Genomic DNA, 19390 nt, shown 5'->3' with positions numbered 1-19390 from the left:
GACCACGACGCACGAGGACACCATGACCGACGCCCGCACCCCAGCACAGAAGCGCACCGCCTGGGTGGTGTTCGGCATCGCCTCCGCGGTGTACTTCGTCGCGGTCATCCACCGCACGGCCCTGGGCGTCGCGTCCGTCGAGGCGGCTGACCGCTTCGCGGTCGAGGCGACGGCGCTCTCCATGCTGGCGGTGCTCCAGATCGCCGCGTACGCCGGGATGCAGGTGCCGGCCGGCGTCCTGATCGATCGATGGGGCCCGGCCCGCATCATGGTCGCCGGCTCGCTCGTCATGGCGGTCGGTCAGCTTCTCATGGCGCTGGCCCCCAGCTACGGCTGGGCCCTCGTGGCCCGCCTGCTGATCGGTGCCGGTGACGCACCGATCTTCATCGCCGCCACCAAGCTGGTCGGCCAGCACTTCCCACCCCAGCGCGTGCCCGTCATGCTGCAGGTCACGGGGCTCATCGGCCAGGCAGGCCAGCTGGCCACCGCCATCCCGGTGGCGTTCGTGCTGCATGCGAGCGGGTGGAGCCCCACGTTCCTGGTGCTTGCCGGAGTCGGAGTGGGCGCCGCCGTCCTCGCGTGGTGGACGCTCGTGCGGCCCACGCTCGGCACCGACGAGGAGCGGCCGACGGGCACGTCTGTGGCGGAGGCGTTGCGCACGCACTGGACCACACCCGGCGTCCGGCTCGGATTCTGGTCCCACTACATCGGCCCCTTCTCGGCGAACACCCTCGCGCTGCTGTGGGGCGTCCCGTTCTTCACGACCGGCCAAGGCCGCACGCCCGCCGAGGCGAGCCTGCTGCTCACCTGCATGGTGCTGACCAACATCGCGGTGGGGCCCGTGATCGGAGCCCTCACGGCCAAGCACCCCATGCGGCGCTCGTGGCTGGTGCTCGGTGGCGCATCGCTGACCGCGCTCGCGTGGATCGTGGTCCTCGTCCCGTCCACGCCGCGCCCGCTGTGGGAGCTGGTGATCTTCGTCATGGTGATCGCCGCGGGCGGCCCGATGTCGCTGGTCGGCATGGACTTCGCGCGCTCGTTCGCGGTGCAGGGCAAGGCCGGATCCGCGACGGGCTTCGTCAACATGGGAGGCTTCGTCGCCTCGATCATCGCGATCCTGCTGGTCGGCGCCGTGCTCGAGCTCGTGTCCCCGGCGGGCACCACCAGCTACACGCTCGGGGAGTACCGCTGGGCCTTCACCGCGCTGCTGATCCCGTGGCTGATCGGGGTCGTGGGCGTGGTGAGGAGCCGTCGCGAGACCCGCCTGGTCATGGCGGCCGACGGCGTGCACGTGCCCACCGTCCGCGAGGTCTGGGAACGGTTCCGCGAACGCTGACCCGCCGCGTCGCGCCTGACGCCGCGGCGTTCGCGCTCACACCTTCGGCGGATCCTCCAGCAGGTCCTCGGTGGAGCCGGGCCCCGAGGGCCCCTCCCACTCGATGACGGTCGCCGCGGTCGCCAGGTCCACCGACAGGCTCGCCCACCAGCGCTCGCCCCGCCGGGTGATCGTGAGCACGGACCCGTCGAGCGACGCGTCCGCATCGCCGTCGAAGGCCTGCAGCTCGTTCCGGAAGGCGCACAGCGAGAGCAGCGCCTTCACGACAGGTCTTGCGAGGGCCGCCGCGAGCGAGTGCTGGTCGTAGTACGGCCGGTTGATGTCGCGGCCGACTCCGGTGGCTCGCAGCAGGTCCATGTCGTTGGAGGCCGCGAGCGCGCCCGCGTAGTAGACCTGCGGGATGCCGGGCGTGAAGAGCTGGATGGCGCGGGCGGCGAGGTAGCGCCGGTCGTCCTTGCCCAGCGCCTCGTAGAACGTGCAGTTCACCTGGTAGAGGTCAAGGTTAGACGCGGCTGCGCCGGTGGACTCGCGCGAGGTGCCTCCCGAGTGCTCATGGATGCCCTCGACCAGCTCGTCCATCTGGGCGTCGCTGAGAAGCCCCGGCCCCCCGCCGGGGTCGGACGACGGACCCACGTCGATGATGCCGATGCCGTCGTGCGTGTCGAGGACGTTGACGGCGTTGCGGGGGCGGATGTCCAGCCAGTGCTTGAGCACGGCGCCGGTTCCCGTGTACAGCGCGTGCAACACCAGGGGCGGCAGAGCGAAGTCGTAGACCAGGTCCACCTTGGACGCGATCTCCATCTGACGACGGAAGTAGGAATGCACCTCGACCAGCACGTCGACGCCGCGCGCGCGGGCCCTCTGCGTGAACTCCTCGATGAAGGGGAACGTCTCGGGCACCATGAACGATGACGTGCCAGGCACCTTGATCGCATAGCCGACGGCGTCGAGCCTGACGAACGAGACGCCTGCCTCCCCCGCCTTGGCGAGGATGCGGTCGAGGTAGGCCTGCCCGCTGGGCGACTGCACGTCGATGTCGATCTGCTGCGGCGTGAACGTGGTCCACACGAGCCGCTTCTCGCCGCCCAGCCTCATGGGAGTGAACGGCATGCCTGGGCGGGGTCTGTAGATGGCGGCGAGCTGCACCTCGGTGGCGCCGTCGGGGAAGACGGTGCCGAGCGTGAGGAACAGGTCTGCGTGCCGGGACTCGCGCCCTCGCGCGACGACGTCCTGGAACTCCTTGGATCCTGAGGACACGTGGTTGACGATGAGGTCCATCATCGTGATGTGCGTGGTCGACAGGTCGCGCAGGTCGTCCCACGTGCCCAGCCGGGGGTCGACGGTGGTGTGGTCGATCGGGTCGAATCCCGCGTCGGCCCCGTCGAACGGCGTGTAGAACGGCAGGATGTGCACGCCCGCGAACGCCGAGTCGAAGGGCTCGCTCCGCAGCAGCGCCGCGAGGCCGGGCAGGTCTCCCGCGAGCCTGTCCGCGTAGGTGATGAGCTGCACGCGCTCGTCCGGTCGCTCCATCGCGTCCTCGCCTTCCCTCCCGTCCAGCATGGTGGAAGACGCCGGGCGGCGCGACCCGACGTCGAGCCGGCGCTCTCGGCTTCAGGCGTCGAGCCAGCGCTCCACCAGCGAGGGCACCGCGGTCTCGATGGGTTCCCGGACCACCTCGTCGGCGTAGCGGTCGTACGCGGTGGGCTCAGCGTTGACGAGGACCAGGGACGCGCCCGAGTCGAGCGCCACGCCGGGCAGGGAGGCGACGGGGAAGACGGTCAGGGTCGTGCCGATGGCGACCATCACGTCGCACGCCTCCGCCGCACGCACGGCGCGATCCAGGGCCGCCGGGGGCAGCGGCTCGCCGAAGTAGACGACGTCGGGCTTGAGGATCCCTCCGCAGCCTGCGCAACGAGGGTCGGGCTCGGTGTCGAGCCGTGCGAGCACGTCGGCGGTCGCCATCGGCCCTGCCCCGCAGACCATGCACGACGTGGTGCCGAGCGCGCCGTGGAGCTCGATCACGTCTGCGGGCCGGGACCCGCCTGCCTGGTGCAGGCCGTCGATGTTCTGGGTGAGCAGCGCTTCGAGCACGCCCGCCTCACCCAGCCGCGCGAGGGCCCGATGCGCGTCGGTCGGATGCGAATGCCAGGCAGGATGCTCACGCCAGTCGCGCCATCCCTCCTCGCGCAACGCCCTGTCGTTCATGAAGACGTCGATCTCGAGCAGGCGTGCGCGGTCCGGTCGCAGGGTCCACACGCCCCGGGGTCCACGGAAGTCGGGGATGCCCGCGCCGGTGGACACGCCCGCCCCCGTCAGGACGGTCACACGAGTGGTCACGGTTCGAGACTACGACCGCCGCGCCAGCTGCCTTTACCGATCCGTGACCTCGGCGCCATCTCACTGTTCCCTCCCAGGAGACTGTGAGGATCCGCGGGTGGACTGAGGTCATGAGAAACACGCACCGCACTCTCGCCGCAGTGGCGGCAGCCTCGGTCGGCGTCCTCGTGATCGCCGGGTGCTCGACGGCGACGGGCGAACGCCCGTCGGATCCCGTCTCCTCGTCCGTCGACCAGCCTGCGAACGCGACGGCGACGACCACCAGCAGCGTGTACACGTTCGCGGACGGAGCCTCCTCGGCGCCCGCCGCCGACGGCGACCATGATGGGGACCCCCGCCCGCAGCTCGCGGACGCGACGACGCTCGAGGCGGTCGCGGTGTGGGATCTGGATCTGACGTTCGCCGCAGCGAACGCCCTCAACGGCACCGAGCCGACGCTCGAGCCGGTCGGCGACACGGATGCGATGCCCGACGACGCGGCCACGTCCGCCTCCTCCTGGATGGTGGCAGCATGATCGGGCATCGTTCGCCGCTTCGCCTGCGTGAGCGCTCGCCACCAGGCACCCGAGTCCACCCCTGGCGCTATCGTGCCGTCATGAGCGACGACGCGAGCAGGGACATGGACTACACCGACGCCCTCGGTGTCCGCATCCACGTTCGCGTGTGGGAGGCGGAGAGCCCCCGAGGCGTCGTCCAGCTCCTCCATGGCGTGGGCGAGCACTCCGGCCGATACGGGCACGTGGGCCGGGCGCTCGCCGCCGCCGGATTCACCACCTGGGCCGACGATCATCGCGGCCATGGCCGGACGGGCCTCGAGCAGCACGGCGGAGACGCAGCGCAGCTCGGCCGTCTGGGCCCGGGCGGGCACCGTGCCGCGGTGGCCGCCGTCCACCAGCTGACGGGCCTCATCCGGGAGCAGAGCCCGGGCCTGCCGCTGACGCTGGTCGCACATTCGTGGGGCTCGCTGATGGCGCAGATCCTGCTGAACACGCACGCCGCCGACTACGACGCCGCAGTGCTGCTCGGCTCCGCGCACCGCACGCTGCTGCACATGAACGGCGGCAGCCTGAACGCGCGCCACAAGCATCTGGGCACCACCGGCGTCGAGTGGCTCAGCCGCGACCCCGCAGTCCACGAGGCCTTCAAGGCCGACCCTCTGACCACCGACGTGCCGCTCCTGCGGCTCTTCGGCCTGCGTGACACGCTGAGGCTGCTCGGACGCCCGTCCCGACAGCTCGGCAAGGATCTGCCCCTGCTCCTCATGGTGGGCGAGGACGACTCGCTGGGCGGCCCGTCGTCCATCGACCACCTGGCCCGCGACTACCGCCAGCGGTCCGGCCTGACCGACGTCACCGTGAAGGTCTACCCCGGTGCACGGCACGAGCTGGTGAACGAGACGAACAAGGCGGAGGTCCTCGACGACCTGACCGCGTGGCTGGGGGCGCACGCGGCGACCGACCCGGCGGCCTGAGGCGACTCGTGGGTCGCGCGGTCCCTGTGGTGGCATAGCGTGGCCCCATGAGCATCCCGACCCGCACCCTGTCAGACGGCTACCAGATCCCCGCTCTCGGCTTCGGCACGTATCCCCTGGTCGGGGACGACGGCTACCGCGCCGTCCGCACCGCGCTCGACGCCGGCTACCGGCTGCTCGACTCCGCCGTGAACTACGAGAACGAGGGCATCGTCGGCAAGGCGGCGCGCGACTTCCTGACCGAGTCGGGACTGGACCGGGACGCGCTCACGATCCAGACCAAGCTTCCCGGCCGCCACCACGACTACGAGCGTGCGCTCGCCTCCATCGAGGAATCGCTCGCGCGACTGGGCCTGGACCGCATCGACGTCATGATGATCCACTGGCCGAACCCCATGGTCGGCAAGCACACGGACGCGTGGCGCGCGCTCGTCGAGGCGCAGAGGCGCGGCCTGGTGCGCTCGGTGGGCGTCAGCAACTTCACCCCTGCCCTGCTCGACCAGATCGTGGCGGACTCCGGCGTGACGCCCGTCGTCAACCAGGTGGAGATGCACCCGTGGTTCAACCAGGCGGCGCTGCGCGACTCCCACGCTCGGCTCGGCATCGTCACCGAGGCGTGGAGCCCGCTCGGCAAGCGCAAGGCACCGTTCGACGAGCAGCCTGTGACCGCCGCCGCCGAGGCCCACGGCGTCACCCCCGCACAGGTGGTGCTGCGCTGGCACCTTCAGCTGGAGTCGCTGCCGCTGCCCAAGTCCGCGACGCCCGCACGCCAGGCCGCGAACCTGGACGTCTTCGACTTCGAGCTCACGCCCGACGAGGTGGCGGCGATCACCGCGATGACCAGGGACGATGGCCGACTCTTCGACGGCGACCCCGACACGCATCAGGAGATGTGACGCCAACCTGTGCCGCGGTGACGCATCCGGGCTAGGTTTCGACTAGAGCGCCCCGAGGTGAGGGCGCATCGGCGTTGAGGCAGGGGTCGCATGGCGGTCAAGGGGGCAGGGCGCGTGGGAGAGCACATGTCACGCGCGGGCCTGGCGAAGGCGGTCTTCTGGCCGGCCGCCGCGATCATCTTCGTGTTCGTGGCGTTCGCGCTGATCTGGCCGAGCGCCGCGGAGTCCGTGTTCGCCACCCTCAACGACACGGTGATCTCCGCGTTCGGCTGGTACTACGTGCTGATCGCGGCGATCTTCGTGATCTTCGTGCTCTACCTGGGCTTCAGCCAGTACGGCGACATCGTGCTGGGCAAGGACGACGACGAGCCGGCCTTCTCCAACTTCAGCTGGTACGGGCTGCTGTTCGCGGCGGGCATGGGCATCGGCCTCGTGTTCTACGGGGTGTCCGAGCCGCTGTCGCACTTCGTGTCGCCACCGCCCGGGGTCGAGGGCACGCCGGACCAGATCGCCGAGCAGGCGATGGCGCGCACGTTCCTCCATTGGGGCCTGCACGCGTGGGCCATCTACATCGTCGTGGGCCTGGCCGTCGCGTACGCGGTTCACCGCCGCGGGCGGCCGGTCTCCATCCGCTGGACGCTCGAGCCTCTGCTCGGCGACAGGGTCAAGGGACGCTGGGGCGACGCGATCGACGTGGCCGCCGTGGTCGGCACGCTCTTCGGCCTCGCGACCTCGCTGGGGTTCGGGGTGCTGCAGCTGTCCGCCGGGCTGGACAGCACCGGCATCGCCAGCCCCACGATCGCCACCCAGGTGTGGCTGATCGTCGGCATCACCTGCGTGACGATCTTCTCGCTCGTGACAGGAGTGCAGAAGGGCATGAAGTGGCTCTCCAGCACGAACCTGGTGCTGTCGGGCGCGATCCTCCTGTTCGTGCTGCTCACGGGCCCCACGGGCTTCCTCCTCAGCGAGTTCGTGCAGTCGATCGGCGCGTACCTGTCGGGCTTCATCTCCATGGCGTTCGACACGTCGGCGTTCGCCGGCGAGGCCGGTCGCGAGTGGCAGGCATCGTGGTCCACGTTCTACTGGGGCTGGTGGATCTCGTGGGCACCGTTCGTGGGCGTCTTCATCGCGCGCGTGTCCAAGGGTCGCACCGTGCGCGAGTTCGTCTGGGGCGTGCTGCTGGTGCCTGCGTCGCTCACGTTCCTGTGGTTCGCGGTGCTCGGCGGCTCGGCGATCTACCGTGAGCTCTACGGTCAGGGCGGCATGGTGGGCGCCGACGGATCCGTGGACGTCGAGGGATCGCTGTTCACGCTGCTGGAGGGCCTGCCTGCGGGCTCGGTGGCGATCGTCGGCGCGATGATCCTGATCGCCCTGTTCTTCGTCACGTCCTCCGACTCCGGCGCTCTGGTGCTGTCCATGCTGACCACCGGCGGCAACGAGGAGCCTGTGGCGTGGATCCGCGTGTTCTGGGCCACCACCACGGCAGCGGTCGCCATCGCGCTGATGGTGTCCGGGGGCCTCACCGCGCTGCAGACTGCGGCGATCCTCACCGCGCTGCCCTTCTCCGCCGTGATGATCATGATGATGATCTCCACGTTGAGCGCGCTCGCCGCCGAGCGCCGAAGGCAGGTGCGCGCCAGCCGCGAGGAGTTCGTGGCGCGCATCGCCACCCGCCTGGGCGACCAGTTCGGGCTCGAGCCGACCACCACGGAGATCGATATGCGCGGCACGCGGATCCGGTGGCGACGACGACGGGGCCTCGAGCCCCATGCCGAGGCCGACCCACCCGACGCGCCCGCCGCACAGGGCCCCCCGGCGCGCGGCGCGGTCGCCTACGAGCACGTGGACGACGACCAGGTGGTGACCCTCATCCCCGCCGAGGAGGAGCCACGGAGGGACTGACCGACCCCTGTCGGCGGCTCGCGCCTCGTCGGATAGTGTGATTCGCGACCCCTCGCCCGAGCGACACGAAGGACCGCCGATGACTGATCTGGCACGCGCGAAGGACATCGTCGCGACGCTCTCCACCGACCAGAAGGTCGCCCTCGTGTCGGGCGCCGACTTCTGGAACACGGTCGCGATGCCGGAGCACGGCATCCCTTCGGCGTCGCTGTCAGACGGCCCGCACGGTCTGCGTCATCAGGCCGCCGACGCCGACCATGTCGGCCTCGGGGACTCGGACCCTGCCACATGCTTCCCCACGGCTTCCGCGCTCGGCGCCACGTGGGATCCCGAGCTCGCCACGCAGATCGGCGCCGCGCTCGGCCGGGAGGCGCGCGAGCTGGGCGTGGACGTCATCCTGGGCCCCGGTCTCAACATCAAGCGCCACCCGGCGGGCGGGCGGAACTTCGAGTACCTGTCGGAGGACCCGCTGGTCGCCGGGCGCATGGCCGCCGCGATGGTCACGGGCATCCAGTCCGAGGGCGTGGGCGCGTGCCTCAAGCACTTCGCCGCCAACAGCCAGGAGCGCGACCGCATGCGCGCCGACTCGGTGGTCGACGAGCGCACGCTTCGCGAGCTCTACCTCACCGGCTTCGAGATCGCGGTCAAGGAGTCGCAGCCGTGGACCGTCATGTGCTCGTACAACAAGGTCAACGGGGTGCATGCGAGCCAGCACCGTCGCCTCCTCACCGACATCCTGCGTGACGAGTGGGGCTTCGACGGCGTGGTGATGTCCGACTGGTTCGCGGTCGCAGACCGCGCCGCGGGCATCCACGCCGGGCTCGACCTCGAGATGCCAGGCTCGAACGGCACGTGGGACAGCCAGGTCAAGCAGGCGCTCGCGTCAGGCTCGCTCGCCATGGCCGACCTCGACCTGGCGGCGTCACGCGTGGTCGCCCTCGCGCTGCGGGCCCAGGCCGAGCGCGTCGCGCGCGCCGACCAGGCGCCGGTCGACCCCGACTCGCACCACGCGCTCGCTCGGCGCGCCGCCGCTGCGGGCTCGGTCCTGCTCACGAACGACGGCGTGCTGCCTCTGCCGCAGGATGCCTCCGTGGCGCTGATCGGCGCGTTCGCCAAGACGCCGCGCTACCAGGGAGCAGGCTCGTCGCAGGTCAACCCCACCAGGCTGGACACCGCCTACGACGCGCTTGTGGGCAGGCTGGACGGCGATGTCGCATACGCCCCTGGCTACGACGTCGGGTCCGGGGACACCGACGACGCCCTGATCGCCCAGGCGCGCCGGGTCGCCGCCGCGTCGGACACGGTGGTCCTGATGCTCGGCCTGCCCAGCTCGTACGAGGCGGAGGGCTACGACAGGAGCCACCTGCGTCTTCCGCACGGCCACACCCGGCTGCTCGAGGAGGTGCTGGATGCGAACCCGTCCACCGTCGTCGTCCTCGCTGCAGGAGCGCCCGTCGAGCTCCCGTGGGCCAGCCGGCCACGCGCAGTCCTGCTGTCCTATCTGGGCGGTCAGGCCGCGGGGTCCGCGCTCGTGGATGTGCTCCTAGGCGATGCGGAGCCTGGCGGACGCCTCGCCGAGTCGTTCCCGGTGCTCGGCGCCGACCTGCCCTCGAACGCCACCTTCTCCGTCCACCCGACGCAGGTCCTGTACCGGGAGAACCTGCACGTCGGCTACCGGTTCCACGACACCTGGGACACGCCTGCACGCTTCCCGTTCGGGTACGGGCTCGGCTACACGACGTTCGAGGTGGACGGCATCCGCACCACAGGGCGTGGCGCGAAGCGCACGGTGTCCGTGGACGTGGCGAACACCGGGGATCGCGCGGGCTCCACCGTCGTGCAGGCGTACGTGCACGACGTGACCGCCTCCGTCCACCGCCCTGAGCAGGAGCTCGGCGCCTGGCAGAAGGTGACCCTGGCGCCCGGCGAGACCGCGACGGTCAGCCTCGTGCTCGACGAGCGCGCCTTCGCGCTGTACGACGCGCGCGCGTCGCGGTGGGCCGTGGAGGCCGGCGAGTTCGAGCTGCGTGTCGGGCTGTCGTCGACCGACATCCGCCAGCGCGCGACGGTGAGGATCGCTGCCGGCGACGACGTGACGCCCGTGCCCGCCCCTGTCGGCCCTGCCGCCGACGACGCGGAGCTGTCGGCTCTGCTCGGCCACCCGGTGCCCGCACCTGCGCCCACTCTGCCGTTCGACCGCGAGACGACCGTGCGCGAGCTCAACCTGAGCGGGCTGGGCATGGTGCTGCGCGGCGCGATCAAGAGGATGTCGGAGCGGGAGCTTGGCGCGTCCGCCGATGACGACCCCGTGGCCGCAGGCTTCTTCGAGTCGACTCCCATGCGCGCGCTCGCGATGGCTTCGGGCGGTCGCGTGTCGCTCGCGGCGATCGACACGATCATCCGGATGCTCAACGTCACCACGGGCAAGGCACGGCGCGCGCGCCGCTCCGCACGACGCTGACGGTGGCGGCGTGGCGCTCACGGCGCCGCGGCACGCGTGCCCTGGTCACGGCTCGCCGCGACGGCGGCCCGACCCGCCCCTAGGCTGGCGGCATGACCGATGCGCGCCCGACCGTGACCGTCGTCGGACTGGGGCGCGCGAACTCCCCGGCGGATTCCGCCACCATCCGGCTGCGCTGCCAGGCGGAGCGCCCGACAGTGGCCGATGCCGTCGCCGATGCGAACGCGGCGGTGCGCCTGGTGCGGGCCGCCGTGGCGGAGCATGGCATCGAGGCCGACAGGTCCACCACGTCAGGGGTCGAGATCCGGGCCGTGGAGCGCCACGACAAGGGCGTCTCGACGACGGTCGGGTATGCCGCGGAGCATCGGCTGATCATCGAGGTGGCACACCTGCATCGCTTGGGCGAGGTGTTGACGGCGGCGATCGCGGCGGCAGGCGACGCTGCCCGCCTGGACGGCGTGGTGCTCGCGGTGGCGGATGGCGCGGAGCTGAGCGACCGCGCACGGGATCACGCGTGGGCGGACGCGGTGCGCTCGGCCACGCAGCTCGCCGAGCACGCGGGCCTGCGCCTGGGCTCCGTCCTTCGGATCGACGAGACCCCCGACTGCGAGATCGGGACCCGGCAGCTGCGGGCTGCGGCAGCGATGCCCGTGGAGCCCGGCGGTGTCGAGGCGTCCGTGCGGATCACGGTGGCGTGGGAGCTGGTCTGAGCCTCCGGCACGTGCGCCTCCGCCTGTGCGGGCCCCCAGGGGGTCCTGGAAGGAGGGGGATGGTGCTCCCCGAGGGCCCGCAGCGGTGAGGCCGCTCCGGGACGCGCCATCGAACGCCTCGGAGCGGATCGGTCGAGTCCCGGCGCAGCCGCGGCACGAAGGGGGGGGTCAAGCCAGCTGGCGGCTGGGATCCTCGACCGATCGGGCGATCAGATCGCCTGGTAGAAACATTATCGTTTCTGATACCGGACGAACGGGGACAATGGTCCCCCTCAGGGAACTCTGAGGCGGACCGTCAGCGATACTCCGGGTTCGGGTGGTCGAACCGCTCACCCGCATCCCACCCCGCACGTGAGTTGCCTCCCGCGGGGAAGCCGCCCGAGTCCTTGAGCCAGCGCGCCGCATGCATCAGGTTCCACGTCATGAACGTCACGTTGCGCTGGGTGAAATCGGTCTCCGGGCCGCCGCTGCCCTCATCGAGGTACGACGGACCAGGACCGATCGCGCCGATCCAACCCGCATCGGCGTTCGGAGGGATCACATAGCCCAGGTGCTGGAGCGAGTACAGGACGTTCATCGCGACGTGCTTCACTCCATCCTCGTTGCCGGTCACGATCACACCAGCCGCCCGACCGTAGTAGAGATACTGCCCACGGTCGTTGAGCGCGCCCGACATGCCGTAGAGACGCTCGATCACGCGCGTGGCGATCGACGACTTGTCGCCCAGCCACAGCGGCGTGCCGAGCACGAGGATGTCCGCCGCGAGCACCCGCTCCGCCAGCGCCGGCCAGTCATCCGCATCCTGCCCGCCGCCCGGCACCGCCTCGCGCATGTCCGGATACACGCCAGGCCGGATGTCATGATCGACCGCCCTGATGACGTCGACGTCCACGCCCTGCGCTCGCATGATCGCGATCGACTCGTCCATGAGCCCCTGCGTGTGGCTCAGCTCAGGACTGGGCTTCAGCGTGCAGTTGACGTAGACGGCCCTGAGGTCGGTGAAGTCGCTTCCGGCCATGATGCCCCTCCTAGATGACCTCGCGCAGCTCGCCCGTGTGCACGTCGAAGACGAAGCCGCGCACCTGCGTGGCGTCCACCAGGAACGGGCTGCGGCGCAGGCGCTCCATCGACTGGCGCAGATCCGCGTCGAGGTCCACGAAGCTCTCAGGGCTCCAGCTGGGCTTGAGCCCGGTCTCCTCAAGCAGCTGGTTGCGCAGCTCGTCGTCCGTGAACGTGAGCGCACCGCAGTCGGTGTGATGGATCAGGATGATCTCGCGGGTGCCGAGCTTGCGCTGCGAGATCGTGAGAGAGCGGATCATGTCGTCGGTGACGACGCCGCCCGCGTTACGCATGATGTGCGCATCACCGATCTCGAGTCCCAGCAGCGCGAAGATGTCGAGCCTCGAGTCCATGCAGGACACGACCGCGAGCTGCTTCGCAGGCTTGAGCGGCCGGTCGGGGACGTACTCCTCGGCGTACGTCACGTTGTTCTTCAGCAGCTCGTCGGTGATTCCCATCGGACCCTCCCCGGTCTCGTCGTCAACGTGGTGATGCTCGTGCCCAGCGTAGGCGAGCAGCGGGCACACAGCGCGACCGGCCCGTCCGCGCGCCAGTGCCGGCCGTCGGTCAGTCACCTCCGCACGCGACCGCGCAGAGGACGACCACCATGGACGCGAACGCGACGAGGGGCCCCGCGATTCCGCGGGGCCCCTCGGGCGTTGATGTGGCGCTGGACCCTTAGCGGGTGGCTCCGGCGCGGCGCTTGTTGTAGACGTCGAAGGCGACGGCCAGCAGAAGCACCAGACCCTTGACGATGTACTGGATCGACTGCTCGTAGCCGAGCAGCTGCATCGCGTTGGTCATCGTGGCCATGATCAGACCACCGATCATGGCGCCGGTCACCTTGCCGACACCACCGGTGACGGCGGCGCCACCGATGAAGGATGCGGCGATCGCGTCGAGCTCGAACATGTTTCCAGCACCCGGCTGGGCGCCGTTCGAGCGAGCCGAGAACAGCACGCCCGCCACACCGGCCAGCAGGCCCATGTTCAGCATGATGCCGAAGTTGACCCACTTGACCTTGACACCGGACAGGGTCGCTGCGGTGAGGTTTCCACCGATCGCGTAGACGTTGCGGCCGAACACGGTGCGGGTGGTGACCAGGGTGTAGATCACGATGAGCACGGCGAGGATGATCAGCACGTTCGGCAGACCACGGTCGTTGGCCAGGAGCCATGCGAAGCCCATGACGACGGCCGCGACAGCGATCAGCTTCACGATGAACAGCGGGATGGCGGTGACGTGCTGGTTGTAGCGGACGGCCGCGGCGCGCTGGCGGAACTGCGTGAAGATGTAGCCCGCGACCGCGACGGCGAACACGACGAGCGTGAACACGTCGAAGCCGTTGCCGCCGAACAGACCGTTCTGGAATCCGGTGCCGATCTTGGCGTACTCCGGGGGGAAGGGCGAGAGCGAGATATTCTTCAGCGTCAGGTAGGTGGCGCCGCGGAAGATGAGCATGCCCGCCAGGGTCGTGATGAACGCCGGGATGCCCACGAAGGCCACCCAGAAGCCCTGCCACGCTCCGACGAGCGCACCCACGGCGAGCGCGGCGATCACGCCGACCCACCAGGGCTGCCCGCCCTTGATGACGATGACTGCGGAGATCGCGCCTGAGAACGCCACCACTGAGCCGACCGACAGGTCGATGTGGCCGCCGATGATGACGATCACCATGCCGATGGCGAGCACCAGGATGTACGAGTACTGCAGAACGATGTTCGTGACGTTCTGGCCCGACAGCAAGGTGCCGTTGGTGGCGATGGCGCCGGCGATCACGATCGCGATGAACGCGATGAAGATGCCGGACTGGCGCAGGTTGGAGGTGAAGGTCTCCTTGAGCGACTGCCCGATGGAGTTGACGCTTCCCTCAGAGGGCTTCTGCGTCGTTGCAGGTGTGGACATTACTTGCTCCCCCCAGCTGAAGCCCCAGCAGGCTTCGCGGTTCGTTCTTGGGTCATCAGTTTCATCAGGGCCTCAGGGGTGGCCTGTTCGATCGGCAGCTGGCCGGTGATCCGGCCGAACGCCAGGGTGAAGATGCGGTCGCACGTGCCCAGCAGCTCGGGGAGCTCGGACGAGATGATCACCACGGCCTTGCCTTCGGCAGCCAGCTTGTTGATGATCGTGTAGATCTCGTACTTCGCACCCACGTCGATGCCGCGGGTCGGCTCGTCGAGGATCACGACGTCCGCGTCGGTGTACATCCACTTGGACAGCACGACCTTCTGCTGGTTTCCACCAGAGAGGTTGCCGGCCTTCTGGAGCACCGAGGGAGTCTTGATGTTCATGGCGACCCGGTAGTCCTGGGCGACCTTGAGCTCCTCGTTGGTGTCGATCCAGCCCTTGTTCGTCAGCTTGTGGATGCCGGCGGACGAGATGTTGTGGCGGATGTCGTCGATGAGGTTGAGCCCGTAGCGCTTGCGGTCCTCGGTGGCGTAGGCGATGCCGTTGGCGATGCATTCGGCGACGCTGCGCGTGTGCACCTCCTGGCCGGCCTTGAAGACCTTGCCGGTGGCGTTGCGTCCGTACGTGCGCCCGAAGACGCTCATGGCGAGCTCCGTGCGTCCGGCGCCCATCAGTCCCGCGATGCCGATGACCTCGCCCGCCTTCACGTCGAAGGAGGCATTGTCGATGACGACGCGGCCGGGCTGCGTCGGGTGGTGCACGGACCAGTTCTCCACCCGGAAGAGCTCCTGACCGATGCTGCGGCCGGTCTTCGGCGGGTAGCGGTTCTCGAGCTCGCGGCCGACCATGCCGCGGATGATGCGGTCCTGGGTCGACTCGGGCTGCGACATGTCGAGCGTCTCGATCGTCTGGCCGTCACGGATGATCGTGGTGGTGTCGGCGACGTACTCGATCTCGTTGAGCTTGTGGGAGATCATGATCGACGTGATGCCGCGCTCAGCCTTGAGGCGCTTCAGCAGGTCGAGCAGATGCTGGGAGTCCGAGTCGTTCAGGGCCGCGGTCGGCTCATCGAGGATGAGGAGCTCCACCTTCTTGGACAGGGCCTTGGCGATCTCGATGAGCTGCTGCTTGCCGACGCCGAGCTGGCCGACGGGGGTCGTCGGGTTCTCGTTGAGGCCGACGGTGTGCATGAGCTCGGTCGCCTGGGTGTTGGCCTCGTTCCAGTCGATGAGACCGAAGCGTCCCTTGCGCTCGTTGCCGAGGAAGATGTTCTCGGCGACGGTCAGGTGCGGCACGAGCGCCAGCTCCTGGTGGATGATGACGATGCCTGCGTGCTCCGAGTCCTTGATGGAGTGGAACCGCGCCTCCTCGCCGTTGTAAACGATCTTCCCGTCGTAGGTGCCGTAGGTGTACACACCCGACAGCACCTTCATGAGCGTGGACTTGCCGGCGCCGTTCTCGCCGCAGATCGCGTGGATCTCGCCCTTCGCAACCCGGAGCTCGACGTCCTCCAACGCCTTCACTCCGGGGAACGTCTTGGTGATGGAGTGCATCTCAAGGATGTTCTCAGCCATCGTTCCTCTCCATTGACATGTGGCTGCTCCCGGCTCGCGGTGCCGGCCCCGGCGAAGGGGGCCGGCACCGCGAGCGTGGGATTGTGTGTGACTTCGCCCTGGTTAGGAGGCGACGCCCGCGGCGACCTCGTCGGCAGTCCAGTAGCCGCTGTCGATGAGCAGCGACTGGATGGTGTCTGCGTAGACGATGTCGGACTTGAGCAGGTACGACGGGACGACCTTGACGCCGTTGTCGTACGTGGTGGTGTCGTTCGCCTCAGGCTCGGTGCCCTTCAGGAAGTCGTCCGCCGCGGTGACGGCCTGCGCCGCAAGCTTGCGGGTGTCCTTGAAGATCGTCGAGAACTGGACGTCGTCGTTGATCAGCTTGACCGAGGCGATCTCAGCGTCCTGACCGGTGACGATCGGGAAACCGTCCGCGATGGTGGCCGGGTAGCCCGCGTTCGACAGCGCGGTGATGATGCCGCGCGACAGGCCGTCGTAGGGCGACAGCACGCCGTCGACCTTGGAGCCGTCGGAGTACGTGGAGGTCAGCAGGTCCTCCATGCGCTTCTGGGCCGTCTCCTGCTGCCAGCGCAGGATCGCGACGGTGTCGAAGTCGGTCTGGCCGGACTTCACGACGAGCGTGCCGTCATCGATGAGCGGCTGCAGGATCGACATGGCGCCGTTGAAGAAGAATCCGGCGTTGTTGTCGTCAGGCGAACCCGCGAAGAGCTCGATGTTGAACGGGCCGGTCGCGGTGCCCTGGGAGCCGTCCTCGTTGAGGATGCCCAAGCCGACGAGCAGCGAGGTGGCCTGCTGGACGCCGACCTCGAAGTTGTCGAACGTGACGTAGAAGTCGACGTTCGCCGAGTCGCGGATCAGGCGGTCGTACGCGATGACCTTGATGCCGTTGTCAGCAGCCGTCTGCAGCTGGCTGGCGAGGGCGGTGCCGTCGATCGCGGCGATGATCAGAAGGTTCGCACCGTTCGTGATCATCTGGTCGATCTGCTGGGCCTGGGTCGGGATGTCGTCGTTGCCGTACTGCAGGTCGACGGTGTAGCCGAGGTCCTCCAGCTGGGACTTGACGGCGTCGCCGTCCGCGATCCAGCGCTCAGACGTCTGAGTGGGCATCGCGACACCGATGCGGTAGGCGGTGCCATCGCCACCGGTGCCGGTCGAGGCGCTGGTGGTCGAGTCACCGGTTCCGGCTCCCCCGCCGCTGCACGCCGCGAGAGTCAGCGCCATCGCGGCACCGGCTGCGGCAGCGAAAAGCTGCTTTGCCTTCATATCTCCTCCTTGAGATCCACCCCATGCCACAGTGCATGGGAACGGTGGTACAGCCATTGTGTTTGCGTTCACATCGGCCCGTCAAGCCGGTCAGGTCACGATCACGTAACTAACTTCGCGCGATCGCCGATACCGGTTCGACATGCCTTCTACCTGGTGTTTTATTCCGCGTAGATCCTGGAGTTCAGCGCCAGGTCGCGCGTGAATCCCTCGATCGTCGTGTCCTGCGTGATCGTCGCGAGCTCGACGCCGAGCATGCGGGCGAAGTCCTTCCAGCAGGCGAGCGAGGTCTGCGTCGACATCACGGTGTGATGCGCGGCGCCCGCCTCGAGCCAGCAGGTGGTCGCGGTGGCGAAGTCCGGACGCGAGCGCCAGACGGCACGACCCACCGGCAGGTGCGGCATGGGCGCCGGGAGGTCCACGTTGTCGACCTCTGCGGCGACGAGCCGGAAGCGGTTGCGGACGTCGGACATGGCGACGACGATCGCCGGGCCCGGGTCTGCCGTGAAGACCAAGCGGACCGGGTCGTCCTTGCCGCCGATGCCGAGCGGGTGCACCTCGAGGCTCGCCTTCTTGGAGCTCAGCGACGGGCTCACCTCGAGCATGTGGGCGCCGAGCGACAGCTCCTCGCCCACCGAGAGGTGGTACGTGTAGTCCTCCATGAGGCTCGCGCCGCCGGGACGGCCCGCACCCATGACCGCGGCGATGCGCACGAGCATCGCGGTCTTCCAGTCGCCCTCGGCACCGAAGCCGTAGCCGTCGGCCATGAGGCGCTGGACCGCGAGGCCGGGAAGCTGCTTGAGCCCGCCCAGGTCCTCGAAGGTGTCGGTGAAGGCGGAGAAGCCGCCCTCCTCGAGGAATGCGCGCAGGCCGATCTCGACCGCGGCGCCGTAGCGCAGCGACTCGTGCTTCTCACCGCCCGGCTTGAGGGAGTCGACCACGTCGTACAGGTCGAGGTACTCGGCGACGAGCGCGTCGATCTGCTCGTCGGTGGCTGCGTCGACGCGCTCGACGAGCTCGTTGATGCCCCACGTGTTGATCTGGGTCCCGAAGACCGTCTCGGCCTCGGTCTTGTCGCCCTCGGTGACGGCGACGTAGCGCATGTTGTCGCCGAAGCGTGCGACCTTCATGTCGAAGGCGGCGAGGCGACCGGCGGCGGCGCGGCTCCACTCGCCGATGCGGGTGGACACCTCGGGGTTCGACGCGTGGCCGACGACGGTGGTGCGGGGGATCGCCAGGCGCGACTCGATGTACCCGAACTCGCGGTCGCCGTGGGCGGCCTGGTTGAGGTTCATGAAGTCGAAGTCGATCGTGTCCCACGGAAGGTCGACATTGGCCTGCGTGTGCAGGTGCAGCATCGGCTTCTGGAGGGCGTTGAGGCCCGAGATCCACATCTTCGCCGGGGAGAAGGTGTGCATCCAGGTGATGATGCCGATGACCTTCGGGTCGGCGTTCGCGGCCATGATCGTGTCGAGGATCTCGTCACGGCTCTTGACGACCGGCTTCCAGACGACGGTGACGGGCACGTCGCCCGACTCCTTCAGCAGGTCGACGACGCCCTGCGACTGCTCGGCGACCTGCGCCAGCACCTCGGGCCCGTAGAGGGTCTGCGACCCCGTGAGGAACCAGACCTCGTACTCGGCGAGGTTCGGGACGATCCCGGTCATGCCATGCCTCCCTGCGGCTTCTGTCCGTAGACGTTCTGGTAGCGGTTGAAGAGGGCGTCGATCTTGTCCTGAGGGATCGGGACCAGCTCTCCGCCCTGCTTGGCGATGTGGACGGTGCGTGCGACGTCCTCGCACATCACCGCGGCCTTGACGGCGTCCTTGGCGTCCTTGCCGATGGTGAACACGCCGTGGTTGGCCATGAGCACCGCGCGGGAGCGGTGCCCGTCGAGGGTCGCGACGATGCCGCGGCCGATCGAGTCGTCGCCGATGATGGCGAAGGGGCCGACGGGGATGGGCCCGCCGAACTCGTCAGCCATGCCTGTAATGACGCAAGGGATCTCCTCGTTGCGCGCCGCCCAGGCGGTCGCGTACGGCGAGTGGGTGTGGACCACTCCGCCGACGTGCGGCATGGTGCGGTAGACGTACGCGTGGGCGGCGGTGTCGGAGCTGGGCGAGCGGTCCGAGCCGAGCGTGCCGGGGATCGCGTTGCCGTCGAGGTCGCACACGATCATGTTCTCGGGAGCGAGGTCCGGGTACATCACGCCGGAGGGCTTGATGACGAAGAGGTCATGCCCGGGGACGCGTCCCGACACGTTGCCGCCGGTCCACATGACCAGCCCGTTGTCGGGGAGCTGAGCGTGCAGGTCGCTGACCTGCTTCCTGAGGTCGGCGACTGCCGCCTCGATGGCAGCGACATCGTGGTCGCTCATGGAGGGCCTCCTTGCCTTCGGTGACTAGATGATAACGCTAACATTCTGGGGGTTCACGCGGGACCGAGGTCCCGATCAGCCCCGTTCGACGCCTCA

General features: G+C 69.0%; 16 protein-coding genes. 7 read left to right on the top strand and 9 right to left on the bottom strand.

Going from position 1 to position 19390, the window contains the following annotated elements; translation table 11 throughout:
- The first annotated feature begins 22 nt into the window (after positions 1–22).
- Positions 23–1336, top strand: coding sequence for an MFS transporter (locus tag RN607_RS01525; RefSeq protein WP_313499101.1), 1314 nt, complete (start codon positions 23–25; stop codon positions 1334–1336).
- A 36-nt stretch (positions 1337–1372) separates the two neighbouring features.
- Here RN607_RS01525 and gtfA read toward each other — a convergent pair whose 3' ends face one another.
- Together gtfA and RN607_RS01515 are read right to left on the bottom strand one after the other, a co-directional pair.
- The gene (gene gtfA, locus RN607_RS01520) at positions 1373–2866 is read right to left on the bottom strand and encodes a sucrose phosphorylase (protein WP_313499098.1); all 1494 of its coding nucleotides are present in this window, start codon (positions 2864–2866) and stop codon (positions 1373–1375) included.
- 81 nt (positions 2867–2947) lie between these two features.
- Entirely contained in the window at positions 2948–3673 is a 726-nt protein-coding gene (locus tag RN607_RS01515) for an SIR2 family NAD-dependent protein deacylase (RefSeq protein ID WP_313543877.1), read from the bottom strand.
- A gap of 110 nt (positions 3674–3783) precedes the next feature.
- Between RN607_RS01515 and RN607_RS01510 the strand changes: the two genes are divergently transcribed.
- The 6 genes from RN607_RS01510 to RN607_RS01485 all read left to right on the top strand — a co-directional run bounded on the left by RN607_RS01510 (position 3784) and on the right by RN607_RS01485 (position 11113).
- Positions 3784–4188, top strand: a complete 405-nt coding sequence (locus RN607_RS01510) for a hypothetical protein (protein ID WP_313543875.1) — start codon at positions 3784–3786, stop codon at positions 4186–4188.
- A gap of 80 nt (positions 4189–4268) precedes the next feature.
- Complete coding sequence (locus tag RN607_RS01505) at positions 4269–5144, top strand: alpha/beta fold hydrolase (protein ID WP_313543873.1); 876 nt, start codon at positions 4269–4271, stop codon at positions 5142–5144.
- A gap of 47 nt (positions 5145–5191) precedes the next feature.
- Positions 5192–6040: an aldo/keto reductase gene (locus tag RN607_RS01500; RefSeq protein ID WP_313543871.1), complete on the top strand. Its 849-nt coding sequence runs from the start codon at positions 5192–5194 to the stop codon at positions 6038–6040.
- A gap of 126 nt (positions 6041–6166) precedes the next feature.
- Positions 6167–7942: a BCCT family transporter gene (locus RN607_RS01495; protein ID WP_313543869.1), complete on the top strand. Its 1776-nt coding sequence runs from the start codon at positions 6167–6169 to the stop codon at positions 7940–7942.
- Positions 7943–8021: 79 nt separating this feature from the next.
- Positions 8022–10403: a glycoside hydrolase family 3 C-terminal domain-containing protein gene (locus RN607_RS01490; RefSeq protein ID WP_313543868.1), complete on the top strand. Its 2382-nt coding sequence runs from the start codon at positions 8022–8024 to the stop codon at positions 10401–10403.
- A gap of 92 nt (positions 10404–10495) precedes the next feature.
- Positions 10496–11113, top strand: a complete 618-nt coding sequence (locus RN607_RS01485) for an SIMPL domain-containing protein (RefSeq protein ID WP_313499079.1) — start codon at positions 10496–10498, stop codon at positions 11111–11113.
- A 295-nt stretch (positions 11114–11408) separates the two neighbouring features.
- Here RN607_RS01485 and RN607_RS01480 read toward each other — a convergent pair whose 3' ends face one another.
- From RN607_RS01480 to RN607_RS01450, 7 genes are all read right to left on the bottom strand, one after another.
- On the bottom strand, positions 11409–12131 hold the full coding sequence (locus RN607_RS01480; protein ID WP_313543866.1) for a flavodoxin family protein: 723 nt from the start codon (positions 12129–12131) through the stop codon (positions 11409–11411).
- A 10-nt stretch (positions 12132–12141) separates the two neighbouring features.
- Complete coding sequence (locus RN607_RS01475; protein ID WP_313499074.1) at positions 12142–12630, bottom strand: beta-class carbonic anhydrase; 489 nt, start codon at positions 12628–12630, stop codon at positions 12142–12144.
- A gap of 220 nt (positions 12631–12850) precedes the next feature.
- Positions 12851–14077 carry a multiple monosaccharide ABC transporter permease gene (gene mmsB, locus RN607_RS01470; RefSeq protein WP_313499071.1) on the bottom strand — a complete coding sequence of 409 codons (1227 nt, stop codon included), beginning with the start codon at positions 14075–14077 and terminating at the stop codon, positions 12851–12853.
- Positions 14077–15651, bottom strand: a complete 1575-nt coding sequence (gene mmsA, locus RN607_RS01465) for a multiple monosaccharide ABC transporter ATP-binding protein (RefSeq protein WP_313499068.1) — start codon at positions 15649–15651, stop codon at positions 14077–14079. Before mmsA ends, mmsB begins: the two co-directional genes overlap by 1 nt.
- Positions 15652–15753: 102 nt before the next feature.
- A complete protein-coding gene (chvE, locus tag RN607_RS01460) occupies positions 15754–16917 on the bottom strand; it encodes a multiple monosaccharide ABC transporter substrate-binding protein (RefSeq protein ID WP_313543865.1) in 1164 nt (387 codons plus the stop codon).
- Positions 16918–17078: 161 nt separating this feature from the next.
- Entirely contained in the window at positions 17079–18584 is a 1506-nt protein-coding gene (araA, locus tag RN607_RS01455; protein ID WP_313543862.1) for an L-arabinose isomerase, read from the bottom strand.
- A complete protein-coding gene (locus RN607_RS01450; protein WP_313499058.1) occupies positions 18581–19294 on the bottom strand; it encodes an L-ribulose-5-phosphate 4-epimerase in 714 nt (237 codons plus the stop codon). Before RN607_RS01450 ends, araA begins: the two co-directional genes overlap by 4 nt.
- Between the last annotated feature and the right edge of the window lie 96 nt (positions 19295–19390).

Source organism: Demequina capsici (assembly GCF_032102965.1).
Taxonomy (GTDB): domain Bacteria; phylum Actinomycetota; class Actinomycetes; order Actinomycetales; family Demequinaceae; genus Demequina; species Demequina capsici.
Note: the sequence above shows the minus strand (reverse complement) of the source record. Positions and strands in the feature narration are given on the sequence as shown.